The organism is Lacrimispora sp., from assembly GCF_046972725.1.
In the GTDB taxonomy this organism is placed as follows: Bacteria; Bacillota; Clostridia; order Lachnospirales; family Lachnospiraceae; genus Lacrimispora.
In genome coordinates, this window is the sequence record NZ_JBKVXF010000006.1 from 187273 (window position 1) to 212850 (window position 25578).

Genomic DNA, 25578 nt, shown 5'->3' on the forward strand with positions numbered 1-25578 from the left:
TGGGCGCTCCTATAATCTGTATTATTATAGGAGCCCTTGTTTACAATAGAATTCACATTCCGGAGTTTTTTAACAAACCCCGGATCTGTTCTAGAGAAACGCCCACATTTTCAACTGCATCAAGCTTTAAAGTACCCATTCTATATGCAGGTACTGCCCATACACCGGAATGCTCAAAGGCCAGCTGGTTAGACTCCTCCAGCTTGTCCAGATACGTTCCCTGCAAAAGTGAGAGCCGGAAGTCATCTTCATCAACCAGGTCACTGACGTACTCAGAAAGGGCATCCATATCTTCGATATTAACACGGTCCTTCTGGGCAGCCTGATACATTCGATCATGATATTTTAAAATATCAATCCCATGATCAACCGCATAAAAATATCCCTGGATGCACAAATCGCTGTGGGGACCATAACTATCCGGTCTGGGATGAGATTCACACGGATGCCAGACTATAGTAACCTCCGGATATTCCGGAATAAGCTCCTTTAAATAGTTATGTGCCTTTAGACAAAACGGACAGATATAATCAAAAAAAACATGTAACTCGTGTTTCATTCTTAATCACCTCATATTTTCAAAATTTATTTAGCAATCTCTTTTCTTCATCACACAAGCATCGGCTTTTGGAGAACACCATTATACCTTATAAAAAAAAGATTACAAACTCACTATTTCACTCATTGCTCCGTCTCCGGATATTCGGCTTCCACCAAATTTTTATCTGTATGCAGCATCCAGTAAGGCTCACGTAGAAACTCCAGCCCCAAAGCAACCAAATCTGTATGTTCCCCACCCAAGGCTTCCCAAACCACCATGCCAGACCATTTTCCTGATTATAATGCTGCTCCAATTCTTCCCAAGGCGTTTTCATATACTCCTGTGCATTCCCTGTGTTTCAAATTCTTTTGCCAGATTGGTAAGAACTGTTCTTATTTTGCTATACAATATCATGTATTCTTCAAGAACTTACTGTGCATCGCCGCTTCTGTTTAATTTCATATATACAATGAAAAGAATTTCATATCCTCTTTTTTTATAGGATCAGTTTCCTTCAGATATTGTGCTGCATCCGCTACATATTCAGCCAACCTATCATTTATAGAAAGTAAAACATGATTTTACAGTTCTAATGGTTCGTTGCAGTGCTTCAAATTTAATTAGGAAGTATTATGTTAATCCAACGCTATCTTACCAATCAAAATCTTTCATTCATATGAATCATATAAATCTATTATTTTCTCTTCTGTCTGACTCTTCCCTGTATCTTCAAATGCATTACTGGATTTATATCTTATCTCATTTCTTCGTTTATTGCTGCTTGTATCTATCTTTTTAAATGAATCGAATAAAGACATACATCACCTCACCTTTAGTTCTGAGTTAAAACCGGTATATACATTCTATAAAGCTTTGTTTTTTTAACTATTTATCTTTAGACCTCTCCCATCTGTATATTCTCACATAATAAACTATTAATTTTTACAGCCATTTTTTTAAGAATATTGTATGGTTTCTTTATCCAATAATATTTAATGTCAGGGCTAAAGTCTTTTATTGTTACCATTAATGCAAGCTGTTCTGCTTTTATAATATAATTTTTCTTCCCTTTTGTAAATAAAATAAATCAGTACCATTTTCAGATGATCAAGAGACATACATGGATAATAATATTTCTCGATCAACCTCTGTGCAAATAACGTTTTCCCAGCGTGTGTGCTTCCACCAATAAGTATAATCATATCTTTTCCTCTTTTATTGATTTAGATGAACTATTAATATATAAAATACTTGGTAAAATTAGAAAAGCTGCTTCAATCAAGAAGTTTTTATTTTCAAGAAGTTTTTATTTTCATGTGATTTAGCGTCCATGAGCATGAGCTAAGCAGCCGAAACAGGCTCCGCAGTGAAATACATCAACAATCTTAATCGAAGAGATCACCACTACCTCCGGAACATCACTTCCCCAAAAGAAACAGTATCAAAATGAGTGCAATCCTGGGCTCACAACCCTTAATACAAGAAAAATGTTTACGCATATAAACACCAAATACACAAAGCAAAAGCCTCAGAAACCCTTATTTTGTCAGGTTTCTGAGGCTTTTATCATAGAGGCGACAACCAGATTTGAACTGGAGATCGCTCAAAAAACGTAGGAAAAAGGAGGGTTTGGCGTACCGGGATGGGTTTGCGCAAGCGGGGGGCAAACAAAAAACAGTAATAATTAATTTAATTCATAATGTATCATCCGCTCCACTACGAGAACTTCTTAAAATTAAAACTTTGGTTAATTCATTATCATACACATCAACCATATGCCTAGCTTGCAATTCTAACATAGAAAATAAAATGTTTGCTAATTCTATGTTATTATCATCACGTAATTGAGACTTTTTATCAAACAGTTCCTTTTTTTCTACTATATTCTTCCATTGTTCGACAGCATATTCTCTTTTTTTATTTAGTTCCTGTTCCCACAAGTCCAAAAATCTCCTCACTTTGCGCAACTTTACAAGCTGCATTCGATTTAGCCTGAGATATTTTATTGTATATTCACCTGGTTTAGAACCACTTACTGCTTCAATTTTATCTTTATCAGATAATACCAAGTGCAACTGGGGATCTTCATATAAAGAATCTATAAATCTATAAATATTCTCGTGGCACCCTTTAGTATTACACTCTTCACACTTTCTTATACACCCCTGCTCAAATGTAATCCATAAATTGCTCTTTAATAGATTACACCTTGGACAACTATATCTTAAATTTGTGCATTCGTCACGCAACCCTACAAAAATTGATTTAGGGCGAAAATGGTCTATATGAAACGTGGCCCCTGGTGCCTCACTTTCTGTTATTGTGCAATAAGAGCAAGAATAGTATGATTTTTTTCTCAAATAGTTCCTAGCTTCATTACTTTTGTAACTACTTAATTGAGGGCAATCTTTATAATTTAAGTACTTCATAATACTATTCATTATTCTCACCGGTTAAACTTAATTGTTGCTCAAGTCTTAAATTTAGTTCTTCCATCCTTGTCAAATATTCTTCTTCCTTTTTTACAAACTCTTCTTTAGTTTGCAAATAATTAAGCTTCTCTTTTACTTTTAATTCTTGTTCAGCATCAAGTACTTTATCAAATTTGTCAAGTATTGCTTCTAATTGTCTTAAATTCTCTTTTTCGACATGTATTAAACCCCTTTTCTCATCTTCTTTTAATAAAGAATCATACTCCATTACTAATTCTTTATATTGAGCCTTTAACCATATCTCATAATTAAATTCTTCAATACATTTGACAATGCGTTTAATAACTTCTTTGGGATGATCAGTAATTTCATCTTTGCGAATAAATTCATTAAAATAACCATGAGGTCCATTATAATCCCCAGAAGTTAAAGTTATTCTAGGCACCTGCAATTGAAGCATCATTAAAGCTGAGACTAAAATCCCGGTAAATTGCTGATTTAGTTGATAGTCAATTAAAACTGCATCAATTCGCACTCCATGTTTATAAGGGCTATAATTTTCCTGTTTCCCAATCTTTAGGATCGAATCGTCAACAATACACTCACCTAAAACTCCAGTATCATCGTTTTTCTTCAGGCGATTTATTAGCCTTTGCACCTTTTCAACTTCATCATCAATAACTAATAAATTTATTTTTTTCATCTTAATTTCCCCCTGGAGACATTTGAATCGGAATCACTATTTTAAATAATGTCTCCGGATATTTATCACATAAATCTATTGTACCTTTATAAGTAATGAGTGTGTCTTGAATTATAGTTAGGCCTAACCCCGTACCTTCTGAATATGTAGAAAATAGTGGCTCAAAGATTCTACTACGATCTTCTAGTTCAATTACGGCACCATTATTTTCCACTAAAATAGTAAAATTCGAGGAATCTTTAAAATATTTAAATACCAAATATTTATTATCAGTAGGTTGCCTCAATGCTTTATATGCATTAGTAATTAAATTAGAAAATAATGTTGCAAAGTCCCCTTCATATCCCCACGTTAACAATTCCTCATCTATTAGCTCACATTGAATTTGTGGCTGAACATTAATTGATTTAAAAGCTTTCTTATGCTGTCCTAAAATGTCATATAATATTTTTCTTATATTAATTAGTTTTGCTCTATCCTGTTTATCTTTACGAAGATAATTTCTAAAAAAATCAGCCTTTTCATCAATTAATTCAATATCTTTAAGCAACAGTGAAACTTGATCACTTAATTCTTTATTATGGTATAGAATTTCTTCAAAATCATCCTTTATATCCAGACATATGGCTTTTGCATCTGTAGTCTGGTTAAGCGCTTCGTGGCCAAACATAGCTGCACTTATGCCCAAAGTAGCAATATTTCTATATATTTGCATCTCTCTACTCTTAAAACTATCTTGCATTTTATAAAAAGTGTATGCATTTTTAACGATATCTAAAGAGGATTCAGCTGTACTTAATAACTGTGTTAAATTTTTATTTAAAGAAGCAATTCTCGACTCCTTTTCTTTATTATCGGTAATATCATTAAATTCTACTACTTTTCTTTGTATAAAATTCACTTGTTTTGTAAGTGCTGCAACAGACTTTTTAGCTTCCGTTAATACTGCTTTCCCTTTTTCCTCTTTACTCCGATCAGCTTCTTTTCTCGCTTTTATTTGCATTTTAGAATATTTTTCAAATGCAATATTTATGAACTTTTTTAAAGCTTTAAATTCAACTGTATCATACATATTTTCTCTACTTAACACATCTTGTAGACCTGGATTATCATCCCGTGTTATATTCACAACGCCAATGGTATTACCTGTTCCCAGACGATGCTCTGGTGATGATGCTCTAGATGCATTAAGTTCTAACCAATCATCTTCTTCATCGCCAAATGGTAGTATTCTAAAACCATCTCTATAAATTTTCACACCACAATAATTATCTAATAAATTAGTTAATTTATCTCTATCTATATCCAAACTTCTATACAAACGTTTATCTCTCATAAATGCAAATACTTCAAAGCTTAGAGGTCCACATGAAGTATCTATTTCTTTTGATTTGGGATCGTAAGAAATTGATTCTTCCATTAACTCTTTACTAATACTAACACTCGGCCTTATAACTACTCTTATTAAGGCACTACCATCTTTATATATCTCCCCAAATAGATGCGCCTGATAAAATTCAATAAATCCCAAATCTAAAGCTTTGTAGTTAACCCCAAAATCTAAAGCTTTTAATTGTATATTTACATTATCACCCGGAAAACTATATGTTTTAAATGACACTTTATTTAAATCTATTGGACGAATTAAGTTTAATTCTTTACGTAAATTTATCAAAGTATCTTCATTCCATATATCACGAAGACCTACTAGAGCTAAGCTAGTTCCCTTTTTCCCTTTTTCTGAAGGCAATTTTCTGATTTGATGTTTTACATCAGAAAACTCCCCATTTGCATTTTCGTAATCATCCCAATTTATTGCTAGCTCTAACTCATAAGTATCATTTTCTCGCTTGGTTTTTAAAAGTACCTGACGAGCTAATCTCTCTACAGAAAACCTACCAATTCCTTTTTCTCCTAGCTTTCTACGTCCAGTTTCTGTAAATCTATCTGTAACCTTATTATCAGTTCCCACAACTAACCATTTATTCTTTAAATCCGTTAAAGACATGCCAGTTCCATCATCCAATATAGTTAACATAGATTCGCTATTAGTCAAATTATTAAAAATCACTTCTATTTTATTTGCATCCGCGTCATATGAATTTTTAACTAACTCTGAAACTGCAACAATAGGATTTGAAATTAAGTTTCTACCTATTAGCTGGCTAAACCTCGGACTAAATCGAAAACTAGCTTCTTCAATTATTTCATAGTCTTTCATTAATCATCCTCCTTGCCTAAACGTCTCTGAATAAATTTTTCTCTTATATTATGTAATACTTCTTTTTCTTCATTAGACACATCTAAAACTATATCATCAACAAAATTAATTATTTCTGAAAAAGATGTATTAGCACGTATCATCTTATCTAGACTTAAAATGTCAATCTCATCAATCTTTTTATATGGGACTCTAAGTTCCTTAAATTCAGATGGAACCAACTCTCCTACACCACCACCATAAAATCTTCCATTATATTCACATAGAGCCATTGTTAAGGAATTATAAAAACAAAAAGCAAACGATTTTGAATCATACTGGTCGTAAAATCGTATATTATAAGCAATATCTGTAGTGTAAACATTAGCCTCATTTATAATAATACGAGGATAATGATTATAGCGTTTAAAAAAGAAAACTGAACCACTTCTAATGATAGGTACATCATACCATCGTGCTCTAATCGAACATTTATATCTTTCATTAATTTTATTATCTTCTCCAGTCTTAATATATGATATTAGATCATTTGTAAATTTATTTCTATCTATGTTATTTAAGTTGAGTAGATATGCCCTTTTATTCATTTTTGCTAAGTATTTAAAATCATCTTTAGTAAATATAAATCTATTTAACAAATCAGCACTTTTAGAAATAATCTTAAGATTAATATTTTTCATTCTTAATTTAGACATTTGCATTCTATTACATACAAAAAAAGAATTTGCACCTGTAACTATTCCTGGTGATATATCTCCAATATCATTAATTTTAACATATCGTCTAGAGAGTTGTTTCAAAAATTCTGTTTCATCATCATTTAATATACAATTTGACCATTTCTTCAGTGGTTTATTTCTTTTTATGATACTTTCAAAAATCGGTTTTGTAAAACTCAAGTTTTTAATTGTTCTATATTGTATGTATGGTTTATCATTATTTTCATTTGACAAATAAACCAAACAGATGTCTTGTTCTATACCTTCAAAAACTCTCTCTTTAAAAGTAGTTATCTCTATAGTATTAAATTTACTTTCAAGAAAAATTCTTAACTTTTCAGCATATTGTACTTGTAAAAATTCAAATGGCAATACGAAAAAAATGGTACCATCTGAATCTAGTAATTTTAATGATGCTAAAATAAACGCAACCCATAAATTTTGCGATAATGACTCAGGTAAAGAAAAAAAATCAAGAATTTCTAAAGTTCTCATTCTCTGTATGTCATTTAAGTTTTTTTTACTTATATATGGTGGATTACCAATAATCAGTTGATATTTTTTATTACTATTTAAAGCATATTCTATAAAGTCACCACAATGATAGGATACTTTGTTTTTCCACTTATTTGAAGCATTAAAAACCTTTTCTCTATCAATTTCAATAGCCATAATTTCCTTGCACTCATGTACTAAGGTCTCTATAAATCTACCATCACCGATTGATGGTTCTAATATATATTCCATTTTTACTCTTTTTTGAACATATTCCACCATATACTTTACTAATTCCAGTGGAGTATAAAAAGATCCTGTTTCTTTATCTCCCATGTTTCACATCCCATTTTTATGGTATAATTATATAAATTATATAATAAAGTAACCTAAGTTACAACTCACAAATCAATTCGTAAAAAATTTTCATGGAATCAATAGTCTACTAAGATATATAACTTTACATACAACCATCTGCCTTTTTAATTTTCTAATTTAATCTTTAACTACCCACATATCCGAAACGTGATCATTTCATCCAGTCCGATTTCACTAATACTGCACTCTACTCCACCACGCACATAGGTTTCAATATGATAAAACAGCAGACTGTCTCTTAGATATTTAAGCAATTTTTCTGACCTTCTCTTATACCCATAAGCACGAAGCATAGTTCTTAATTTCATACGGACAAAATCCTGGCTACCCAAAAATAGCAACTGCAGTCGCATCTTCTTAAATAACAGATCCAGATCAAAATATTCTGTGATAAAAGCATCTTCGGCAATCTTTTTTCCAAATGCGCTAAAATCTTTTTGAATGGACGGAAACTCTTGTTCAATCGTCGGCTTATCTGATAGATAATCAAGCCAATAGTGTACATCCAGATACAGCCTTCTCTTGTTATTTCGATAATCACACTCAAGGAAAAAACTGTCTTTATGAAACAATTCCTCCAAAAGTCTCCCTGTTTCCTGTGCGCCTAGATCCATACTGTTAATGATGCAGGCCAAATCAAAACTACTGTATAAAAGCTCTCTCATATCTGGTCACCCTTGATTCCATTACAAGTTCTGCATAGTATCTGTAGGTTATCCGCAGTACTCTTTCCGCCTTGATTCATTGGATTAATATGATCAACCTGGAAATAGATTCTATTATGCTCTTTTTTACCGCAACATGCACAAGTAAAATTTCCATCTGTATCCTTTGCACATTCAAATGTCTTATCCCTAAGTTCTTTTTCCAGTTCCGGGTCAATTTTTCCAATCTCGTAAAGGGAAAGATCTTCCAGCTTTCTTTTTCCAAACTTCACATTATTCTCTTCATCATAAATATGCGGGTCAGACAACTTTGTCAGTTCTATTTCTACCTGACGTAAGAAGTATAATTTTCTGCCAAAAAAAAGCTTCAGCATGTTATCGTCCTGGTCATTCCAGATACCTTCTAAGTATTCCGCCTGTTTTCTGCACCCCATATCCTCATCCCAAATATGTTTTGCAATCACACCAACATCCAGGCGTCCTCTGTCAATATCATCAAAGGTATAGAACTTTGGAGCTTCATCATTCTGGGCATAGTACATTAAAATCCGTTCCAGATCCGTTTCCTCCAGAGGCGGAACCATTTCTCCTAGAAAAACTGTATTCTTGCACTGCTCTGCCATTTCATAAATCACATCTGCAGCTGGGAACTCCTCTGTTACTCCATAATCAGCAAAAAGTTCCGGCAGCACAGTCATCATTTTTCCGTACGCTCCCTTTGTACTGTCATAGACCATGACCTGATAAGAAGAATCCACACCATCTTCTTCCAAGTAGGAGAATGCATACATACCGACTGGGATTCTACGCACAAACGGAACCTTTTCCAATGCTGTCGTATCCACTGAATCATCGAGCGTTGATGCGAATTCCTCAATTTTGGAAATTGCAATCATTCTTAGTTCCCGTTTCACATGGTCAGATTCATTTTCTGTAAATTCATTTTCTCCGATGAAAATGGATTCCGGGTTCACCCACGCAATATGCTCATTCCATTTATCAATAAAAGACACAATATATGCCGTTGCGGTTCCTCCTGCAGCTTCTCCGCGCAAAGCACGCCCAATCATTTGTGTCATCATAATGGTTGAAACAGTTGGCCTTGCAAGAAATACCGTTTTTGTCTGAGGAAGGTCAATTCCCTCGGTCAGAATATTCACATTGATTAATACCTGAACAGAGCCGCTTCGGTATGCCTCTATCTTTCTCTCATTATCCTCTCTGCTGATCCTTACACCCGTAATTAAATCTTTAATATCAGAAACAATATACTCTGCCCTAATACCTGCCTTCTTAAAAAGCGCACAGAGTGTAATCGCATGTGTTACATTGACTGCAAACACAATGGTCTGGCCATACTCGACAGACTTTTCTTTATATGTATCCACAATCAACCGGTTTCTGGCAGCACTGTCTGCAATCTGACCTGCAATATCATCTGGAAGCACATCCAAATGCTGAATACTTTCCCAATCATTTACGCCAAGCAGATCCCCATATATTTCATCCGTAAAACGGCTGATAAAAACGGGCTTTGAAAGAATCCTTCTGTTGATCAATTCTTTCAATCCAATCTGATATGTAATTCCGATATTACCATGCACTACCTGCCCGTTTTGAATACCGTCCTGATAGATTTTTGAGAGCAAACCCTGTTCTTTTTCTGCGGTACGGAACGGTGTTGCCGTCAGGCCAAATAGCTTTACATGAGGAACCTTTGATCTCACATATTCTATCACTTTTCTATATGTTTTAGCTGTAGAATGATGCGCCTCATCAATTACAAGGAAAATTTCCTCTTCTCCTTTTAGCCACACATCCAGAGCTTTCAGGTTCCGTCCAATACTATCCTTACTTACAATCAGCAACTGATCAGATGGATCTATGTCTATGGTCCTGTCATGGGATGGCGACCCGGAGATAATCCGGTATGTATAGGATGAAATATGCGGAATCGTCTCCGCATAGGCGTACTTCTGGAAAGATTCCGCTGCCTGCTCCAGAAGCATCTGTCTGTGTGCCAACCATAGTATTTTTGTATGCTGATCCAATGCATTCCTAAGAAGCCATGTGGATGCAGTATATGTTTTTCCTCCTCCTGTTGGAAGCACAAGAAGTGTACTATAATCCGAATTCTGATTAATCAGATTCAGATTCTCTAATGCCATTCTCTGATGTTCATAAAGTGTTCTTTTATTATTTCCTGTTTTAGGTAAAACCTTTCCAAACGATTTTACCTCTATCTCATAATTCTGCATTTTATTTCCCCTTCCTTCTCAATTTAGATCGTTTCCCCATGCTTGTTTCTCTGGTATTTTGATCATTTTCCCTGTCATAAGTTCTAGCATTTTTTGCGCTTCCCCGCTTCACAATAATAATCTGTAAACATTATAGCATACATTATTCTCCATAATAATGATCCTATCTACTCTTTTATAAAAAATAAATTTTGTTTGAAAATTGCCCCTATGGTTTTCACCCATAGGAGCAATTAATGACATACAATAATCTAATTTTATTCTATAAGACTAATACTACAATCATGCCGAGAATACTTATAAACCCTATCAGACAACACATCTTCCTCCGGCACATCACTTTCATTTATCTCGCTAACCATTTTCCGAAGTTCCCCATAATCTAACTGCCCATCATCAGGAACCAATATAGTCTCATGCAAGCTGGACGGCAATATAACAATATCGGAATTCTGAGAATCAGCGAAATTCTTCAAACACCCATTGTATAAAATGCACCCGGCACCGTTAATCTGTTTTCTATTTGAAAGGACATATAAGGCTGGCTTCTGCGAATCAAAATCAAGCAAATCATCTACCATCTCCTTCATTTCCAATTCCTCTAAATGTCCTTTCAATATATCACACATAATCTCTTTCATTGTTTTAATTTCCGAAGGCAACAATATGGGGGTATTTTTCATTGCCAGACAATACAGTTCTTCTTTCTCCACTTCCCACAGCTCCAAATGAGAGTTATGAATCAAAGCTGTCATTTGCCCTTCTTTGTACTCATCCAGAATCAGATAGAATACCACTGCAAGATCCAGAAATTCAATATATGGAACCTCCTCTAAAAGTTCCTGATTCTTTTCCCTCTGAATCAGCTTAAAAGCTACCTTATCCCTTAGTTTATTAAAATTCAAAAATTCTCTCGTATCACCAAAAGATACGTCATTGCTCTCTTTATACGCAGATATAATATCTTCCAGAATTTCCTCCAGGGACATACCATGGGTATAATGCATATAATATGAATTTAAGTAAATTGTGGGAGCGATATTTTTACTTGCCTTACCGATAATCAGCCCATCCAGGACAATTCCATTATTTTTCGTTATCTTCTGAATGCGGATTTCATAATTGCTCCCTAATCTTTCCTGTACTGCTGTTCTGACTTCCTCCAAAAACTGATTGTAATCCATTTGCTTTTCCTCCATTGGTTAATTTTATATACATAAAAAGAAGCACCTGCTTGATGCTTCCTTTGCAAAATCAATTTATGCTGCTGTTGCTATCGTCACTACATAAGCAAATTAATGAGACTCTCAGCCCATTCTTCGTTTAATAAGTATAAAGAGGCTATAGTCCAACTCTAATTCAAAATCCATTCAGCAAAATATATTACTGAAATCCTTATCTTTCATCATAATGGTTCTTCTTTCTCATAACTTTAAAATATCTTTTTATCAAAACCGATTCTCCCTAATTACCTTTCTCTGCCTCTGTTGAAGAACAAAGTCACTGACTATGGAATAAAATTCCTGTTCTTCTTCCGTTTCTGCCTCAAGGATTAACTGTGTAGCCTCATTCAGATCTAATTTCAGGCATTCATTGTATAACATTTTCAAGGTCTCATTCGTTGACATACCATAACCCCTTTCTTATAAGTAAATCCATTATATTGTAGAAACATGGCGGAATACAACAAGTGCACAAACATTTAGCCAGTGCCTTTTTTAATGTATCCATTACTCCGAATTTTCTTTTTTATTCCACCTCACCGCTTTCCAATGTTTCCGGCAGACACTCATTCCGGATCTCGCTCATATCAATGGAAAGCTGGGTTTTCACCGTTTCATCCAAGGTTATTGCTTTCTGAAAATCCGACTTAATTGGTGCATATTTTAACAGCTGCTTAATCACCGTCTTTTTCGCCATCCCCTCATAATTACTTTTCCATGGACTGAAATCCGAGGTGAAAGCCTTGGAATAGCGGGTGGCATAGGCATCCACATAGCTTTTGCTCATAACTTCAAAACGAAAACCACCATTATCCAGCCGGAAAATTGCATAGAAAGCCCGGATCTCTCCCGGCTCATCAAAAGATGGACGATGAGTCAAAGACGGATGAAGTCCCAACTCATAAGAAAATTCATCATTTTCATAGACCACCTGAGCCTCAATGCTCTGCATCCTGTCATTGCGATATGCCAGATCAATCAGTCCTCGATACCCCAGCTGAAACTGACACTCCAATACCCCTTTGTTTTTATATGGAATTAAATATGCCTGTCCCAGAGGCGTATTTGGCTCCAGCCCTAGCTGAGCCGCATTTATTAAAGCCGCAATAAAGCTCATAGGAGTACATTCTCCCAGCTTAGGAGTATTGTTTATTGCAGACAATGCCATACGCGTAAATCGTTCTGGCGTAAGAATACTGGGAAGCGCCCGTTTGATTTCCGGCTCAAGAGCCTTAACCATATCAACAATTGTCATATTTTTTGTCAGCCTGACGGATTGACTTTGACCTCCGCCGCCTGCTGCCCTCTTCTCTAATTCCTGCTTTACATCTGACATTTTCTCATTCCTTTCATTTTAGTTTATTTAATCATTTAAAAAAGGACCATCCTGCATCCAGCAAGACGATCCCTCTCATCAACACTCAAAATATTAATTAGCATAATCACGTCTGGAATCAACGACTGAATATAGAATTCTGTTTGATTCCGCTCTTTCATCTTATAAAAACCCAAATCATTTGCCTGACTGTCCATCTTTATATTCTTATTTGATTACAGGTCATGAGATTTCCTAACTAAAAGATTTTTTAGGATATCCGAAAATGTACCCTTTATGGGAGTAGTGCTCTCGTTATCCACATCAGCCTGAGCTTCCGCCAATATTTTCCACAATTCCAGTTCAGTTTTTATTTTTTATACTGGACACGGCTCATCAAAACGGTATCCTCTCGACCATTTACCGTAATAAAAACTGGTTCTTGGGATTCCCGCGTTAAGGCTGATATCTCCAAATACTTATTTTGTAAATCAGATGAAGATCTGGTTGCTTCCGCTGTGCGTCCTCCTCGTCATGATTTTATTACATTATTATAACGTGATAACGATACATGTACAATTTCCATTTATTCATTGAGCAAAACAAGCATTATGTTAAGTGCTGAACTTGAGCCTCTACAGCTTTAAATCTCAAGCAATTACGCAGCTCTGACCGTAAATCGCCTCGACTGGCTGCTCTTGGCAAAGTTCCGGTAAAGATCCGGTCGTTCCTCTTTTAACCGCTTACTGTCGATGCGTACCGTATCCACATTGCTCCAGGAAACTTTATAGTGCTCATTAAATGCCATTTCATATTCGCCCATATAAAGCTTAAGCTGCTGTTCAATCTGATTCTGCTCCTGTGTCAATTTCTTTGCCAAAAGAATGATTTCTTCCCTTCTTTTTAACTGCTCATTTAAGTATGACGGAAGAGGAATCGTCTTTTTAAGCGCTGATGGAAAATACCGGTTAATAACCTCATTTGAAATATCGCTGCCATCCGGATCCGGCATATTTCCTGGCAAAACATGCCCCTCCCAGAATTCTTTTTCTATGGCAATCAGATTTTGAATCAACTCCTCATCACGTTCAATCTTCTTATACTTAAATTCCCTTCCCAATATTACAACAGCCAGATACCAGGCCTTCGCCCCGGTCACCGCCATATAATGATGACATTGGATTTCATAATGGGCAGGAACAGAATCTCCGGTCCATTTATCTGCATTATAGGCACTGGCGGTTTTGCATTCAAGCCCAATATTGTCTCCTGAAATAAGGCGGTCAACATTTGCCAGCATAAACGGATATTCTTCATTCTGATACATGGCATTAGACCGCCTTACTTTTAAGCCTGTCTCTTCCATAAAACGCCGGGCAACGTATTCTTCCAGATCCCGCCCCTGTCTCATGGATTCATTATCATAATCCTCTACTTCTGATCTTGTTTTTTCATAGAAAACACTCATAGGGCTGACATAAGGATTAAGACCGCAGATTGCACCTGCATCAGATCCGCCGATTCCCTGTTTTCTGTATTTTAGCCAGTCTTCATGAGATAAGCCATTTGTTGTAATTAACTTTTTCATTATAACATTTTCCTTTCTTCGGTCATTAATTATCAAGCAGCAAAGCACCCCTTACCCAATTTGCCCAAAATTATAGAGAGTACATGAACTGTACTCCCTAATCCATATCATATCTTAACTTTTCAAATATTGTTCTACCGCATTCATAAATGATTCCGCTGCATCTATTTGCTCCTGAGCTTCTTCTCTTGATGCGATATAAAACTCATCATAATCACTGGCATGGCGAATTTCCTGTGCTCTGCTGATCTATCTTCCAAGCACCCTGGGGATTTTTCTGTTTTTACATATTACTTATTAAAACATGCGATTGTATCTTTATGTCTTTTAAAAGCCAGTTTGTTTTATTATGCAACATACAGTTCAATCCCTTCTTTTTTTATATTTTGATAAAAGGGATCTGCCTGTAACCAATACTGAAAATGGCAGATATTTTTTACGATTGGCATAATCAGCATATCATGATCCAAATTAAAGTCAAATGTGATATCCGAGAGCATACGGCCTTTCTCCTTTATGACACTCTCATCGGCATTCACCAGAATCATAATATCGATGTCCGAACTCGCATGAAAATCACCACGGGCATAGGAGCCATACAAAACAACTGATTTTAACTCTCTTCCATATATTCTCTGTACCTCTTTCACATACTGTAAAAGTAAGTTCTGCATCTGATCAGGCATAACACCACATTCTCTCTAAGATAATATGAAATCATTGAAGCATACAAAACATTTCTCTTCCTATTATACCCTGACAGTTAACTGCTTACAACTCTTTTAGAGGATATATCATACAAAATAAAAGCTAATAAAATGTGTTTCTCTACATTCATGCCGCACCCCAAATTCCAAAAGGCTCAATCCCTTCTTCCCGGAAACTTACATATCTGCCCTCTGATCCAATCACAATATGATCAAGCAATTCGATTCCCAGCAATACCCCAGCTTCCTTGATCCGACCTGTGATATGAGAATCTTCCCGACTTGGTTTCGGCTCTCCGGAAGGATGATTGTGAAAGCAAATAATTTTTGAAGCATTTGAAAGAATCGCATGCTTAAATAAATCCCTGGTGTCTACCGCACAGGCACTCACACCTCCCACTGCCACAACCTCCAGAGCTACAGGTGTCATTACCGAGTCCAAAGACATAACCATCAGAATTTCCCGATCTGAATATTCGAAAAGGGGTCTTACAATTTCTGCTGCCTCTTTTGCTTCATGAAAACGCTGAGTACCATAGACAGCCGTTCCTTCCCGGATCATTTTCAGCTTTATAATTCCCACTTTTTTCTTGGGAATAGGCCGCTTCATCATATTGATTACCTTTTCTTCCTGAGTCATACTTTTCATATACGTTAGATCCTTTCCATAATAAAAAGGAAGTATCCAGTGTTTAAACAAGATACTTCCTATCTATATAACTATTATTTTCTACTACTTTTGCAAGATATTTTCTTTCTCGCAATAATTCCATAAAATATGGTTGATTATTTGGTACTCATCCCTATAGTTCTGAACATTTTCCAGTACAGTTTCCATGTTTCCTTTATAATTCTCATATACATGGACGATCTCATTTCTGTCAGCAAAAGAGGCCACCGCATCATCCAATTTTCTAGAATGGCATTCTTCAGAAAACAAACCCTGAAATTCCGATATTGCCCTTCTTATGCTGTAAGCTTCAATTTTCTTTCCTGTATCACTTAGTTTTCCAATACATGTCATAATGTCCTGAAACGCAATTACCATATAGCCATAACGATTTGCCATGCTATCGATGTAATCAAATTTATCTTCATCTTCTGCTTCCAGGTACTTCTGATAAATTCTTATCATAGCCGCTATATGGTCTTTCATTTCATAAAGCTTCAGTTCCAGCGTAAACAAACCGTTCTTTTTCTTATTATAATCATTCTTCTGATCTGTACCAATTCCGGCTTTTCTTAGCGCTTCATTAAACGAACTCATGCCCCGACCTCCTGACGCATCTGCTTCACAATCATCTCCTGGGGATTATCTCCATAGCGCGCAATCATCTTTTTTGTATAATCAATTAACATTTCAGGGCAATAATCAGTTACAGCATATTTCTGTCCCGTTACAATGGAAATATTAATATATTGAGATTCAGACAGTTTCATACGTACTACATCGCTGTCAATATTTAATTGATCAAAATAATCTTTTGTAAAGGAGTATAGACGAAAGGTCAGTCCAGGCATCATAGAGAAAATACCTATGTCTATGTCAGATTCATCTGTATAGCGTTCCGTAAGAAAGCTGCCAAATATCAGAACATTATACTGATCTGTCTGTGGATACTTTTGTCTTATAGCAGCTGCAAAATCTTCTACTACTTTCAATCTTTCTGAAACAGTCATTTACATATTTCTCCCTTCACAGATTTTCACTTACTTTTATTATACCCAAGCAATGCACATACTTCAATGCTAAAACAGAATCATTTCATAAAAATACATAGTCTTTCATTTCCAATAACAACATTTCTGTGTCAACAAGCCCCTCATACCAGCATACGCTTAGAGGAACATTATTCAGATAGCTTTCTGTAATTTCACTTAGATTCAGATATTCATTGATCTGCCTTTCAAATAAATCCAGCACTCCAGGGCTTACGTTCTGCTTCAAAATAAAAAAATCTCTGCAATCACATAATATCTTCCATTTCTTATTTATTTCCACCTCTTCCTTTCGTTTCAATCATCATACCAACAAAAATCATAATAAGTATTTCGAAAATATCTGCTCCAGAAACATTTTCAACAGTTCTTCCAATTCATCTTGTAAATTTCCTCTGCATAATCCCCCCACTTATAACATCAGCAAGTCATCTCTTCAAATATCCCTTATACTTATACAAAATCCAAACAGACAAGACTAATTTTTAAGGTACACAATAATACGCCCATTTTTCCTGGTTTCTATCCGGTAAGCTTGCCTTAATTTAATTAAAACACCAACGCCCCCGCCCGCTACTCCTATCATAACAGCTGTCACTGCAGCCTCGGTTCCTAAAATTGCAGCTGCAGGCGTCCCGACAATCAGACTAACAATACCGGTGGTGCCACCTGTTATGGGAACCTGCATAAGCGCTATGATGGCAACCGCAAGGCAAACAAGACAAAAGCTCCAAAGAGTAAGGTTAATCTTATAAAGCTTTTTCACCTTAGATGCAAGATCTCCCTCTAGTTCGATTCCATCCTTCCCCTCTCGTATCGCTTCTCCAAATTCTTCTTCATTGCGAACATACATGGCTCTTCCCCCCTTACACTGCAGTTACCAGCGCATATGCTTTATCAATCATGGCATTTCCATCCACCGTCCTGGCAAATAAATTTTCCCGGTAATTGGCCCGTTCCCGAAGCGGCTTTGAATGAGTAGCATAATCAGAAACGGCATTGATAAAACGGTACGCCGTTTTCCCCACATGCTGCAAATCGGGAGCAGAAAAATACCTGTCCTTTACTTCTTCTTTCATCCGGCGCAGATTTTTAAGCTGCTGTTCAGTTGCATTATCTATCAAAGGAAAGAGAGCATCAATATATTCATATACCTGCTTATCCGTTAATTTCTGCCGATTCAACTGGTCAATGCTCCTTCCCAGCTCCGCCATGTAGTTATCTGCATACAGAAGTGTGTATCTGGCATCTTCCATCTTCCCCCGGATATCCCCTACATGATTTGTGGACCATGAGCGCTTTGCTGTAGACAATGCCAGGTTTAGTGTGTTCTGGCAGACAACACGGATAGGTGTCATAGCCGCCTTGATTGCTCCCGTTCCATCATGAGAGTTCATGAACACTAGGTAAGGAGTGACCTCATCTCCGCTGATAATATACCGCTGTGGGAGCTTTGCCAGAATCCAGGTCCGCCTCCCCTCCTGCAGAGAACCAGCCGTTTCATACGTAACACCTTCGCCTAATAACTCATCCGTAAATGCAAAAGCTTCCTGATTCTGTACCACCTTATAACGATCTGTCACTACGCCCAATATACGATCATCATTGCCCCTTACATTTGCTTTAAAACCTAAAACGGGTATGCCATCATCAGTTATGAGATCTTTCTGGATGACCATCCAGTTAAGCCCGGCAAGCTCCAGTGCTGATTTTGAGGTTGGAGCCTCTAATACCGAAGTACCGAGCCCATGCCAGGGTGCCTTTCTTCCGGTGTAGAACATTGTTTCAACATTTGCTGCCATAATCATTTCCTCCTGTCTTTTCATTAATTTAATTTTGTTACCTGTCATTTAAACCTGTAAAATGATTTTTCATATTCTTTAAATCGATTTACCATTCTTTTTCTTTATTTCCCATGTTTCCTTACCCCCTCTCCGAGCAATAAAAAAATACCCCCATGTAAACATTTCAATAACTATAAATACTTTGAAATGCTCACAAGGAGGGCTAAAGCATGTTGTTTGATAATTACGGAGACCTATTAAACTTAAACGATATCAGCATGATTTTAGATATACGACCAGCCACCGCCGCCAAACTCTGCCGGAGCGGTCGGTTAAAAGCTTTTAAAACCGGGCGGGAATGGCGAATTACCCGGCTGGCTCTGGAAAGCTACATTTTTTCAGAAAGCCATTATTCACCTCATACCTGATATTTCTCCGCAGCAACATTAAATCCCCAGGCTGCTAAGTGCCTGGGGAATCCTTTGGTTATTCATCTTTTCCTAAAAGTTCAAGAATGCAGGTGACTGCCTTAAGAATAACCGTGAGAATTTCTTTGTACATGAAGTTTACCTCCTGAAGTATTCTCACCGTTATAATATTTAACTAAGATTTTATACATTTTATGAATTAAAATTCTTTCCACTACTATGGCATGGAATATTCCGCCGTTCTTAAATAAGTCCCATCAAAGCCTGGAAAATCCATTCCTCCAAAACTTTGTCCATCTAACGAGGTTACGGTGATTGTATCAGCAGCGTCATACTCCAACTGCATAGATGGGACATAATTACCCGCCTCATAAGCACTATATTCATAATATTCCCATATCCCATCTGTTCCATCAGTATGAGCCACAAGATATCCCTTTGTTTCTCCTGCTTGATCTTCATAGTTTCCGCTAAAATATACCAAAAAGGAATCATCACCCGAAGAATATGTAATTTCCAATTCGGCCCCACCCTCATTTCCAAGTTCTAACGCATAAACTCCTGTTATTGATTTTTCTTGGGGCTGATTATTTGCTGATTCATTACCTGTATCTTCATTGCTGTAAGTGGAATCTTCCGTTTTCAACTGCCCATTATCCTGACTAGAAGCAAGTTCTGTTATTTCTTCCTCAGATGGATTTGCAGAAAATTCTGTTACTTCTGTCTCTTTTGAAACATCCCCATATGATTCCTGAGTATTATTCTCCTGTGCACCTCCAAGAGAAACCGATACACTTTCTTCCGCTCCAAAGTTAAAACCTGTCAGCCATTCCACTGTACTGTTTGCGGCAAGTAATGATCTGCTGCATGTCACAGATCCATTATGATCCAGTCTATCCTTTGCTATAACAAAGGTGCATTGACCTTTCAAAGATAAACCTGGAGCCATAGGCTCGGATTGTATTCCCTGATCGTACACACTGTAATCTGGGGATGTTCCGCCTTGTTTTGTGTACGTGGTTACTTCTTCATCTCTTTCATAGACCACACCAGAAGAATCTATCAACCGGATAACCGGCCTTTCATCTATCGTCTGATCCGAAGTATTCGTAAAAGTGAATTCTACAATATAAAAAATTGCATTCTCATCTATAGGACTAAGGTATTCACCATCAAAACGGTCCTGTTCTTCTTCCGGACATTTGATTGTATCTGTAGCCCATGCCCGGTCCACTCTAAAATCAAATGTTTTAGATGAAACGGATTCATTGCTAATAGAAGGAAAATTTTCATCAGTTTCTCTTCCTGTAGTCTTCGCTGCACCGCTCCAAATAACTCCGCCAAACAGAATCAATGCAGCCCCAATTCCTCCAAATATGAAAAAATTTTTATTTCCTCTCTTCTTTTTACCTTGTTCAATCCTTTCCCTTCCCTCTTCTTTCTCAGTCTTATTAACTATACCTTGAATTTCACTACCGCAATTAGCACAGAAGCTTTCACCCTCTTTCACATTCATTCCGCATTCCGGACAGAACTGCGCATTACTGGCCGGATGTCTCTTTTCTACGTTATTTAAATAAGATCGGAATTCACCTTTTACCAGCCTTGTAACCAAAGGCACTATCCCCATTTGCAGCCTGTCTGAGAGCAAATTAATTCCACTCCAGGAAATTACCAAAAGCCAAAAACCAATACCAAGAGACAGGTTTTCTTCATCGCTTCTAAAAACAGACACTCCATAAAACAACAATTCAAGACCTGCCACGATTGTTAAAACAGGAATAATAATATTTGAAAAACGCAGGTCTTTTACAATCAGAATCATTATGAGTATTGGAAAAAGCAAAAACATCAAATACTCCAGATTGCCTTCTATGATTTCCATTGAGGTTCCAAATGCTTCAATGGATACCCCAAAGGTTATGTCGAATGCACTAAAACTCATTTTTGTCAAATAAATATCTACTGTTGCATATGGCAAAAAGTACGCAACTACCGCAATAACCGCAAGTAATATAATTCCCAGCTTTCCTTTATTCAGATTCTTCATTTTTTTCATCCCCCTCTATTATAAAACGAGCACCACAGTGAATACAAAATTTTGCTCCCGGTTTCACGGCTAAACCACAATTAGAGCACTTATTTTTCATAAGCTGTTTCTTCAGGGCAATAGCCTCTTGACGCTTTTCACTTATTTTTTTAATATGTTCTTCATAAAATGGATTTTGTTTTTCCTGTTCATAAACTATTTGTCCCAGCTTTTCATACAACCTTTTTTCCTCTGTTTCAATGATATGAAGAGACTGAGAATCAGCCTGTATTTTTTCCTTCGCAGAACCCTCCGTCACCTTTGCCGCAAGTTCTTTTATTCTGGAATCAATGACTCTGCCAATTTCCTCTAAACTTTTCATTTGTCCCTTTCTCCCTTTATTCGCTATACTGAACTCATCTTATAAAATTAGATTAAATCCAGCCAGGTACTCTCTTTCTCATTCATTTCCTCTCCTTCTGCTCCCATGGCTCCACCAGACTGACCAGACGGGGCAGGCCGTCCTCTTCCGTAAGCCAATAAATCTCCTGTTCCGAAATCTTTCCTGCTTTTTCTTTTGCTTCACTTTCCGTCTCCGCCTGAACCAGCACACGCCCAAAACGCAGTATAGTTGCTTTGTACAATTTCATTCTTTACTCCTTTCCTCTCCTATTTCTACAGTATCATCATAAAATGACAGCCAGTGTCTCTTTCGCATTTTGGTGCAAAAAAAATCAGCCCAAAGGCTGAGAACATAAAGCTGTCATTCATGCTTATAATATTTCATTGAAAAAATGAAGTTTTTACCCATGCAAAAAGCCGGCTTCAACCGGCTTTTCCTATAGCTTATCTACAATAGTCGCAATCGCATTGATTACAGACAAATACTTATCAAACTGGTTTTTATCCACCCTGCACTGAACATTGCTCAATGTCTCCTGCAATAAATCCTGTCTGGAAACCTCTTCACCAAACAGCAGATTATCCGATGACACCCCTAATCCCCTCGAAATCTTAACCAGGGTTTCCAAGCTCATTTTCTTTTCCCCGCGCTCAATATTTCCATAATAAGAGCTGGTAATATCACACCTCTCGGAGGCTTCTTCCTGGGTCAGCTTTTGCCGCATTCGGGCGTTTCTTATCCGTGCACCTATTTCAGCATAGTTTATTTCGTTCATAAAAAACCTCCTTATCCCCATTTTACAGGCAAAACAAGGCTTTTGAAGATTCTTATAGCATTATATTTTATTGTCTATTAGCATTGTTCGTGGTACAATACAATAAAATACTCTGCACTTTTTGAAAATGACATCTGCTGTCATATCTATATGCTACGATACAATTACAACATCGAAAGAAGGTAGATAGTTACATGGGGCCGTCAAAAGAATCAACCAAAAAGCACGACCGGGTGCTGGAAATTTACAGCCGTCTGCTCTCAGGGGAAATTATTCGCAAACAGGATTTAGCAGACGAATACAAAGTAACACCCCGCTCGATCCAGCGGGATATCGACTCCATCCGGGACTTTTATTCAAACCGGATAGGAAAAAATGAAGGACTGGCAGAAATTAAATATGACCGCATTGCAAAAGGGTTTCGCATTGTAAGCAACAAGACCATTACTCTCACCAATGCAGAATTGTTTGCAGTCGCAAAAATTATTTTGGAAAGCCGCTCTCTTAGCAAGCACGAGGTAGAAAAAATCATTGCAGATTTAATTGAAGCCTGCCTTCCTGTTGGAGAACGAAGAAAGATGGAGGAGCTTGTCCGTAATGAGATGTTTCACTATATTGAACCCCAGCATGGAAAAAATCTGATTGATACCATATGGGAACTTGGAAGTGCAGTATACACCCATCGTATGGTTCAGATTGAATATAAGAAAACATCTGGGGATACTAGTCACTCCAAAATAAAACCCGTAGGAATTATGGGCTCGGAATATTATTTTTATCTGATTGCCTATATTGGAGATAAAGATAAGAAATACCCGGGGTATCCCACTATTTACCGGATTGACAGAATTATTTCCTATAAAGTAACAGAAGAATCCTTTCACGTTCCCTATCGGGACCGTTTTGAAGAAGGGGAGTTTCGGAAAAGGATTCCCTTTATGTATACAGGAAAGCTACATAAAACCAGCTTTATTTATACAGGAACGGATATTAATGCTGTGCTAGACAGATTGCCCTCAGCGACAGCCAAAAAGCTTGAAGATGGAAACTATCTGGTCATGGTAGAAGTGTATGGAGAGAAAGGACTGGAATTGTGGTTAAAAGGGCAGGGGGCATATACTGTCGTTAACGAATAAATCTAAAATCTGGATAAATCGTTTGTGTGATAAGCTGCAGGTTCTTGAGACTGGAAACTGAACATCTTTAAAAATAAGGCAAATTTTTATAAGGAGATTCTATGTACTTTGTAAATCCTAATGAATTCAAAAAGCATACGTTACCGGAGATTATACTCAAATTAATCTTAAGCAATATAAAAGGTACTCTGGAGCACTCTCAAAAGGAAATGAATAAGAATATAAAATATTAAGGACACATTAATTTAACAGGGAGGTACTGCACTATGGAAAATTGTTTTGCAAACATGGTTTCCTCCGGCTTCTCGCCTGAACCGGATGCACCTGTTTTGGACAGCATTTTTCAGCAATATGAACGAGTGATTGTTGAAAGCCTAATCTCATCATTCGGCTTGGATTTTCTAATCAAAGACCAGCACGGGGGAGATGTAGACACCATTCATAATGTCCGTAAAATTGGAGATGAACCCGATAGCGATCCTAATATGATATATAAAAACAAAGCAAACGAAACAGCTTATCAAAATCGAGGCTCATACGACGCTTCAGAGTATCATGAAAAAAACAATACATATAAATCAATTCGCAATCAGGCGAAAAAAGCATTTAATGAGCAAGGGCAATGGATTGAGGATGCCTACACAGGAAGTAAGATCGGCATTAATAAAGCCCTACCTGATGAGAAACGTGCCCAATTAGATCACGTAATCTCTGCCAAAAGCATTCATGATGACAGAGGACGCGTTTTAGCTGGCATATCGGGCAGTGATTTAGCAAATGATCCAGATAATCTGCGTTTTACGAATATGAAGCTAAATAACAATATGAAAGACAAAGATATCAAAGAGTACATTGAATGGAGTGAAAAGAATCCTGAACAGGTAAACTGGAACGGAAAGAAAGGAGAACCACTTTCTGATGATGTAAAGAAAAACTTAATGGAAGAATACAATCAGTCAAAAAAGGTAACCAACAGAAAAATCAATCAAGTTTATTACACAAGCAGCCAATTCTTAAAAGATACCACAAAAGCTGCCGGTACTGTGGGGCTGCAGATGGGAGCACGGCAAACCGTCGGATTAGTATTTGCTGAAATCTGGTTTTCAGTAAAAGAAGAATTTGACCATGTTTCCATGCCCTTTGAAATGAACGTATTCTTAACTGCTATTGGAAATGGTATAAAAAATGGCTTTAATAATGCTAAGGTCAAATATAAGGAATTATTAAACACATTTAAAGACGGAGCCATTTCAGGCGTACTTTCCAGCCTTACCACGACCTTGTGCAATATATTCTTTACAACTGCAAAAAAGGTTGTAAAAATAATTCGCCAGTCATACGCCGCTATGGTTAAGTCTTCTGAAATACTTTTTCTGAATCCGGATAACCTCCCCTTCGGCGAGCGAATGAGAGCTGCAAGTAAAATTCTTGCCACAGGAGCAAGCGTTGTCATCGGTTCACTTGTAACAGAAGCAATTGAGGATACAGGAATAAAAGCAATTCCATTCATTGGTGAAATCGTTCCCACCTTTTGCGGAACATTAATTACAGGGATATTAACCTGTTCTCTTTTATATTACCTGGATCGCAGTACAGTCATGAATCGGCTTGTATCCGTATTAAATGACGTTCCAACCTTCAGTTCACAAGCCGAGTATTTTAGGAGTCAGGCAATTGCTTTTGAACAATATGCTGCTGAGCTCATGCAGATTGACTTACAAAAATTCAAAGATGAAACAGCAGTGTACTCAACGCTGGCTATAAGCTTAAGCAATGCAAAAGATAATATAGAGCTTAATACCATGCTCAAACAAGCCGTAAAAGAAATTGGTATTGAAATACCATGGGGAACTGATTTCAACGGCTTTATGGAAGATAAAAGCAAGCAATTGGTATTTAAATAATGTTTCCCTGTGATAAATGTGGAAAATGCTGCAAAAACCTAGACAAATCCCCACTCTATGCTGACTTAGACATCGGAAATGGCACATGCCGATATCTAGTTAACAATCTCTGCAGTATATACGACAATCGCCCTTTATTATGCAGAATTGATGAA

General features: G+C 36.8%; 27 protein-coding genes. 3 read left to right on the forward strand and 24 right to left on the reverse strand.

Translation table 11 applies throughout. From position 1 onward, the window contains the following. Window positions 1–52: 52 nt before the first annotated feature. The 20 genes from ACLTWA_RS17985 to ACLTWA_RS18080 form a co-directional block, all read right to left on the reverse strand. Entirely contained in the window at window positions 53–559 is a 507-nt protein-coding gene (locus ACLTWA_RS17985; RefSeq protein ID WP_412329280.1) for a DsbA family protein, read from the reverse strand. 122 nt (window positions 560–681) lie between these two features. Continuing rightward, entirely contained in the window at window positions 682–819 is a 138-nt protein-coding gene (locus tag ACLTWA_RS17990) for a hypothetical protein (RefSeq protein WP_412329281.1), read from the reverse strand. 1416 nt (window positions 820–2235) lie between these two features. Next, on the reverse strand, window positions 2236–2982 hold the full coding sequence (locus ACLTWA_RS17995; protein ID WP_412329282.1) for an HNH endonuclease: 747 nt from the start codon (window positions 2980–2982) through the stop codon (window positions 2236–2238). After that, window positions 2975–3676: a hypothetical protein gene (locus tag ACLTWA_RS18000; RefSeq protein ID WP_412329283.1), complete on the reverse strand. Its 702-nt coding sequence runs from the start codon at window positions 3674–3676 to the stop codon at window positions 2975–2977. The genes ACLTWA_RS17995 and ACLTWA_RS18000 overlap by 8 nt, the downstream gene beginning before the upstream one ends. Before the next feature lies 1 nt (window position 3677). Beyond that, window positions 3678–5897 (reverse strand): ATP-binding protein, encoded by a 2220-nt coding sequence (locus ACLTWA_RS18005; RefSeq protein WP_412329284.1) that lies wholly within the window; start codon window positions 5895–5897, stop codon window positions 3678–3680. Next, window positions 5897–7447: an Eco57I restriction-modification methylase domain-containing protein gene (locus tag ACLTWA_RS18010; RefSeq protein ID WP_412329285.1), complete on the reverse strand. Its 1551-nt coding sequence runs from the start codon at window positions 7445–7447 to the stop codon at window positions 5897–5899. The genes ACLTWA_RS18005 and ACLTWA_RS18010 overlap by 1 nt, the downstream gene beginning before the upstream one ends. Window positions 7448–7617: 170 nt before the next feature. Further along, window positions 7618–8154 carry a hypothetical protein gene (locus tag ACLTWA_RS18015; protein ID WP_412329286.1) on the reverse strand — a complete coding sequence of 179 codons (537 nt, stop codon included), beginning with the start codon at window positions 8152–8154 and terminating at the stop codon, window positions 7618–7620. Beyond that, on the reverse strand, window positions 8151–10412 hold the full coding sequence (locus tag ACLTWA_RS18020; protein ID WP_412329287.1) for a DEAD/DEAH box helicase family protein: 2262 nt from the start codon (window positions 10410–10412) through the stop codon (window positions 8151–8153). The genes ACLTWA_RS18015 and ACLTWA_RS18020 overlap by 4 nt, the downstream gene beginning before the upstream one ends. Before the next feature lie 257 nt (window positions 10413–10669). Beyond that, entirely contained in the window at window positions 10670–11596 is a 927-nt protein-coding gene (locus ACLTWA_RS18025) for a DUF5688 family protein (RefSeq protein ID WP_412329288.1), read from the reverse strand. Between the two features lie 264 nt (window positions 11597–11860). Continuing rightward, complete coding sequence (locus ACLTWA_RS18030) at window positions 11861–12040, reverse strand: hypothetical protein (RefSeq protein ID WP_412329289.1); 180 nt, start codon at window positions 12038–12040, stop codon at window positions 11861–11863. A 121-nt stretch (window positions 12041–12161) separates the two neighbouring features. Beyond that, window positions 12162–12971, reverse strand: a complete 810-nt coding sequence (locus ACLTWA_RS18035; protein ID WP_412329290.1) for a recombinase RecT — start codon at window positions 12969–12971, stop codon at window positions 12162–12164. A gap of 349 nt (window positions 12972–13320) precedes the next feature. Next, window positions 13321–13425, reverse strand: coding sequence for a type II toxin-antitoxin system prevent-host-death family antitoxin (locus ACLTWA_RS18040; protein ID WP_412329291.1), 105 nt, complete (start codon window positions 13423–13425; stop codon window positions 13321–13323). Between the two features lie 183 nt (window positions 13426–13608). Next, window positions 13609–14538: a YqaJ viral recombinase family protein gene (locus tag ACLTWA_RS18045; protein WP_412329292.1), complete on the reverse strand. Its 930-nt coding sequence runs from the start codon at window positions 14536–14538 to the stop codon at window positions 13609–13611. 347 nt (window positions 14539–14885) lie between these two features. Beyond that, window positions 14886–15224, reverse strand: coding sequence for a nucleotidyltransferase domain-containing protein (locus ACLTWA_RS18050; RefSeq protein WP_412329293.1), 339 nt, complete (start codon window positions 15222–15224; stop codon window positions 14886–14888). Between the two features lie 148 nt (window positions 15225–15372). After that, complete coding sequence (locus ACLTWA_RS18055; protein ID WP_412329294.1) at window positions 15373–15894, reverse strand: JAB domain-containing protein; 522 nt, start codon at window positions 15892–15894, stop codon at window positions 15373–15375. An 84-nt stretch (window positions 15895–15978) separates the two neighbouring features. Next, window positions 15979–16512, reverse strand: a complete 534-nt coding sequence (locus tag ACLTWA_RS18060) for a hypothetical protein (RefSeq protein WP_412329295.1) — start codon at window positions 16510–16512, stop codon at window positions 15979–15981. Further along, window positions 16509–16925, reverse strand: coding sequence for a nucleotidyltransferase family protein (locus tag ACLTWA_RS18065; protein WP_412329296.1), 417 nt, complete (start codon window positions 16923–16925; stop codon window positions 16509–16511). The genes ACLTWA_RS18060 and ACLTWA_RS18065 overlap by 4 nt, the downstream gene beginning before the upstream one ends. An 85-nt stretch (window positions 16926–17010) precedes the next feature. Beyond that, entirely contained in the window at window positions 17011–17193 is a 183-nt protein-coding gene (locus ACLTWA_RS18070) for a hypothetical protein (RefSeq protein ID WP_412329297.1), read from the reverse strand. A gap of 249 nt (window positions 17194–17442) precedes the next feature. Continuing rightward, on the reverse strand, window positions 17443–17817 hold the full coding sequence (locus ACLTWA_RS18075; RefSeq protein WP_412329298.1) for a hypothetical protein: 375 nt from the start codon (window positions 17815–17817) through the stop codon (window positions 17443–17445). 13 nt (window positions 17818–17830) lie between these two features. Further along, entirely contained in the window at window positions 17831–18766 is a 936-nt protein-coding gene (locus tag ACLTWA_RS18080) for a DUF932 domain-containing protein (protein ID WP_412329299.1), read from the reverse strand. A gap of 212 nt (window positions 18767–18978) precedes the next feature. Here ACLTWA_RS18080 and ACLTWA_RS18085 point away from each other — a divergent pair, with 212 nt between their 5' ends. Continuing rightward, entirely contained in the window at window positions 18979–19176 is a 198-nt protein-coding gene (locus ACLTWA_RS18085; protein ID WP_412329300.1) for a helix-turn-helix domain-containing protein, read from the forward strand. Window positions 19177–19393: 217 nt separating this feature from the next. Here the strand turns inward: ACLTWA_RS18085 and ACLTWA_RS18090 are convergent, their stop codons facing one another. The 4 genes from ACLTWA_RS18090 to ACLTWA_RS18105 all read right to left on the reverse strand — a co-directional run bounded on the left by ACLTWA_RS18090 (window position 19394) and on the right by ACLTWA_RS18105 (window position 22383). Continuing rightward, window positions 19394–21226 (reverse strand): zinc-ribbon domain-containing protein, encoded by a 1833-nt coding sequence (locus ACLTWA_RS18090; RefSeq protein WP_412329301.1) that lies wholly within the window; start codon window positions 21224–21226, stop codon window positions 19394–19396. Next, window positions 21210–21587, reverse strand: coding sequence for a zinc ribbon domain-containing protein (locus ACLTWA_RS18095; protein WP_412329302.1), 378 nt, complete (start codon window positions 21585–21587; stop codon window positions 21210–21212). The genes ACLTWA_RS18090 and ACLTWA_RS18095 overlap by 17 nt, the downstream gene beginning before the upstream one ends. Before the next feature lie 82 nt (window positions 21588–21669). After that, a complete protein-coding gene (locus tag ACLTWA_RS18100; RefSeq protein ID WP_412329303.1) occupies window positions 21670–21855 on the reverse strand; it encodes a hypothetical protein in 186 nt (61 codons plus the stop codon). Window positions 21856–22044: 189 nt separating this feature from the next. Continuing rightward, window positions 22045–22383 carry a helix-turn-helix domain-containing protein gene (locus ACLTWA_RS18105; protein WP_412329304.1) on the reverse strand — a complete coding sequence of 113 codons (339 nt, stop codon included), beginning with the start codon at window positions 22381–22383 and terminating at the stop codon, window positions 22045–22047. A 194-nt stretch (window positions 22384–22577) separates the two neighbouring features. Between ACLTWA_RS18105 and ACLTWA_RS18110 the strand changes: the two genes are divergently transcribed. Both ACLTWA_RS18110 and ACLTWA_RS18115 read left to right on the forward strand, forming a co-directional pair. Beyond that, complete coding sequence (locus ACLTWA_RS18110) at window positions 22578–23519, forward strand: helix-turn-helix transcriptional regulator (protein WP_412329305.1); 942 nt, start codon at window positions 22578–22580, stop codon at window positions 23517–23519. A gap of 266 nt (window positions 23520–23785) precedes the next feature. Beyond that, window positions 23786–25423: a hypothetical protein gene (locus tag ACLTWA_RS18115; RefSeq protein WP_412329306.1), complete on the forward strand. Its 1638-nt coding sequence runs from the start codon at window positions 23786–23788 to the stop codon at window positions 25421–25423. The last annotated feature ends 155 nt before the right edge of the window (window positions 25424–25578 follow it).

Bases quoted from the DNA above. Each gene is read 5' to 3' on its own strand.
- ACLTWA_RS17985 (WP_412329280.1), bottom strand. From the start codon at position 559: ATGAAACACGAGTTACATGTTTTTTTTGATTATATCTGTCCGTTTTGT.
- ACLTWA_RS17990 (WP_412329281.1), bottom strand. From the start codon at position 819: ATGGTGGTTTGGGAAGCCTTGGGTGGGGAACATACAGATTTGGTTGCT.
- ACLTWA_RS17995 (WP_412329282.1), bottom strand. From the start codon at position 2,982: ATGAATAGTATTATGAAGTACTTAAATTATAAAGATTGCCCTCAATTA.
- ACLTWA_RS18000 (WP_412329283.1), bottom strand. From the start codon at position 3,676: ATGAAAAAAATAAATTTATTAGTTATTGATGATGAAGTTGAAAAGGTG.
- ACLTWA_RS18005 (WP_412329284.1), bottom strand. From the start codon at position 5,897: ATGAAAGACTATGAAATAATTGAAGAAGCTAGTTTTCGATTTAGTCCG.
- ACLTWA_RS18010 (WP_412329285.1), bottom strand. From the start codon at position 7,447: ATGGGAGATAAAGAAACAGGATCTTTTTATACTCCACTGGAATTAGTA.
- ACLTWA_RS18015 (WP_412329286.1), bottom strand. From the start codon at position 8,154: ATGAGAGAGCTTTTATACAGTAGTTTTGATTTGGCCTGCATCATTAAC.
- ACLTWA_RS18020 (WP_412329287.1), bottom strand. From the start codon at position 10,412: ATGCAGAATTATGAGATAGAGGTAAAATCGTTTGGAAAGGTTTTACCT.
- ACLTWA_RS18025 (WP_412329288.1), bottom strand. From the start codon at position 11,596: ATGGATTACAATCAGTTTTTGGAGGAAGTCAGAACAGCAGTACAGGAA.
- ACLTWA_RS18030 (WP_412329289.1), bottom strand. From the start codon at position 12,040: ATGTCAACGAATGAGACCTTGAAAATGTTATACAATGAATGCCTGAAA.
- ACLTWA_RS18035 (WP_412329290.1), bottom strand. From the start codon at position 12,971: ATGTCAGATGTAAAGCAGGAATTAGAGAAGAGGGCAGCAGGCGGCGGA.
- ACLTWA_RS18045 (WP_412329292.1), bottom strand. From the start codon at position 14,538: ATGAAAAAGTTAATTACAACAAATGGCTTATCTCATGAAGACTGGCTA.
- ACLTWA_RS18050 (WP_412329293.1), bottom strand. From the start codon at position 15,224: ATGCCTGATCAGATGCAGAACTTACTTTTACAGTATGTGAAAGAGGTA.
- ACLTWA_RS18055 (WP_412329294.1), bottom strand. From the start codon at position 15,894: ATGAAAAGTATGACTCAGGAAGAAAAGGTAATCAATATGATGAAGCGG.
- ACLTWA_RS18060 (WP_412329295.1), bottom strand. From the start codon at position 16,512: ATGAGTTCGTTTAATGAAGCGCTAAGAAAAGCCGGAATTGGTACAGAT.
- ACLTWA_RS18065 (WP_412329296.1), bottom strand. From the start codon at position 16,925: ATGACTGTTTCAGAAAGATTGAAAGTAGTAGAAGATTTTGCAGCTGCT.
- ACLTWA_RS18075 (WP_412329298.1), bottom strand. From the start codon at position 17,817: ATGTATGTTCGCAATGAAGAAGAATTTGGAGAAGCGATACGAGAGGGG.
- ACLTWA_RS18080 (WP_412329299.1), bottom strand. From the start codon at position 18,766: ATGGCAGCAAATGTTGAAACAATGTTCTACACCGGAAGAAAGGCACCC.
- ACLTWA_RS18085 (WP_412329300.1), top strand. From the start codon at position 18,979: ATGTTGTTTGATAATTACGGAGACCTATTAAACTTAAACGATATCAGC.
- ACLTWA_RS18090 (WP_412329301.1), bottom strand. From the start codon at position 21,226: ATGAAGAATCTGAATAAAGGAAAGCTGGGAATTATATTACTTGCGGTT.
- ACLTWA_RS18095 (WP_412329302.1), bottom strand. From the start codon at position 21,587: ATGAAAAGTTTAGAGGAAATTGGCAGAGTCATTGATTCCAGAATAAAA.
- ACLTWA_RS18100 (WP_412329303.1), bottom strand. From the start codon at position 21,855: ATGAAATTGTACAAAGCAACTATACTGCGTTTTGGGCGTGTGCTGGTT.
- ACLTWA_RS18105 (WP_412329304.1), bottom strand. From the start codon at position 22,383: ATGAACGAAATAAACTATGCTGAAATAGGTGCACGGATAAGAAACGCC.
- ACLTWA_RS18110 (WP_412329305.1), top strand. From the start codon at position 22,578: ATGGGGCCGTCAAAAGAATCAACCAAAAAGCACGACCGGGTGCTGGAA.
- ACLTWA_RS18115 (WP_412329306.1), top strand. From the start codon at position 23,786: ATGGAAAATTGTTTTGCAAACATGGTTTCCTCCGGCTTCTCGCCTGAA.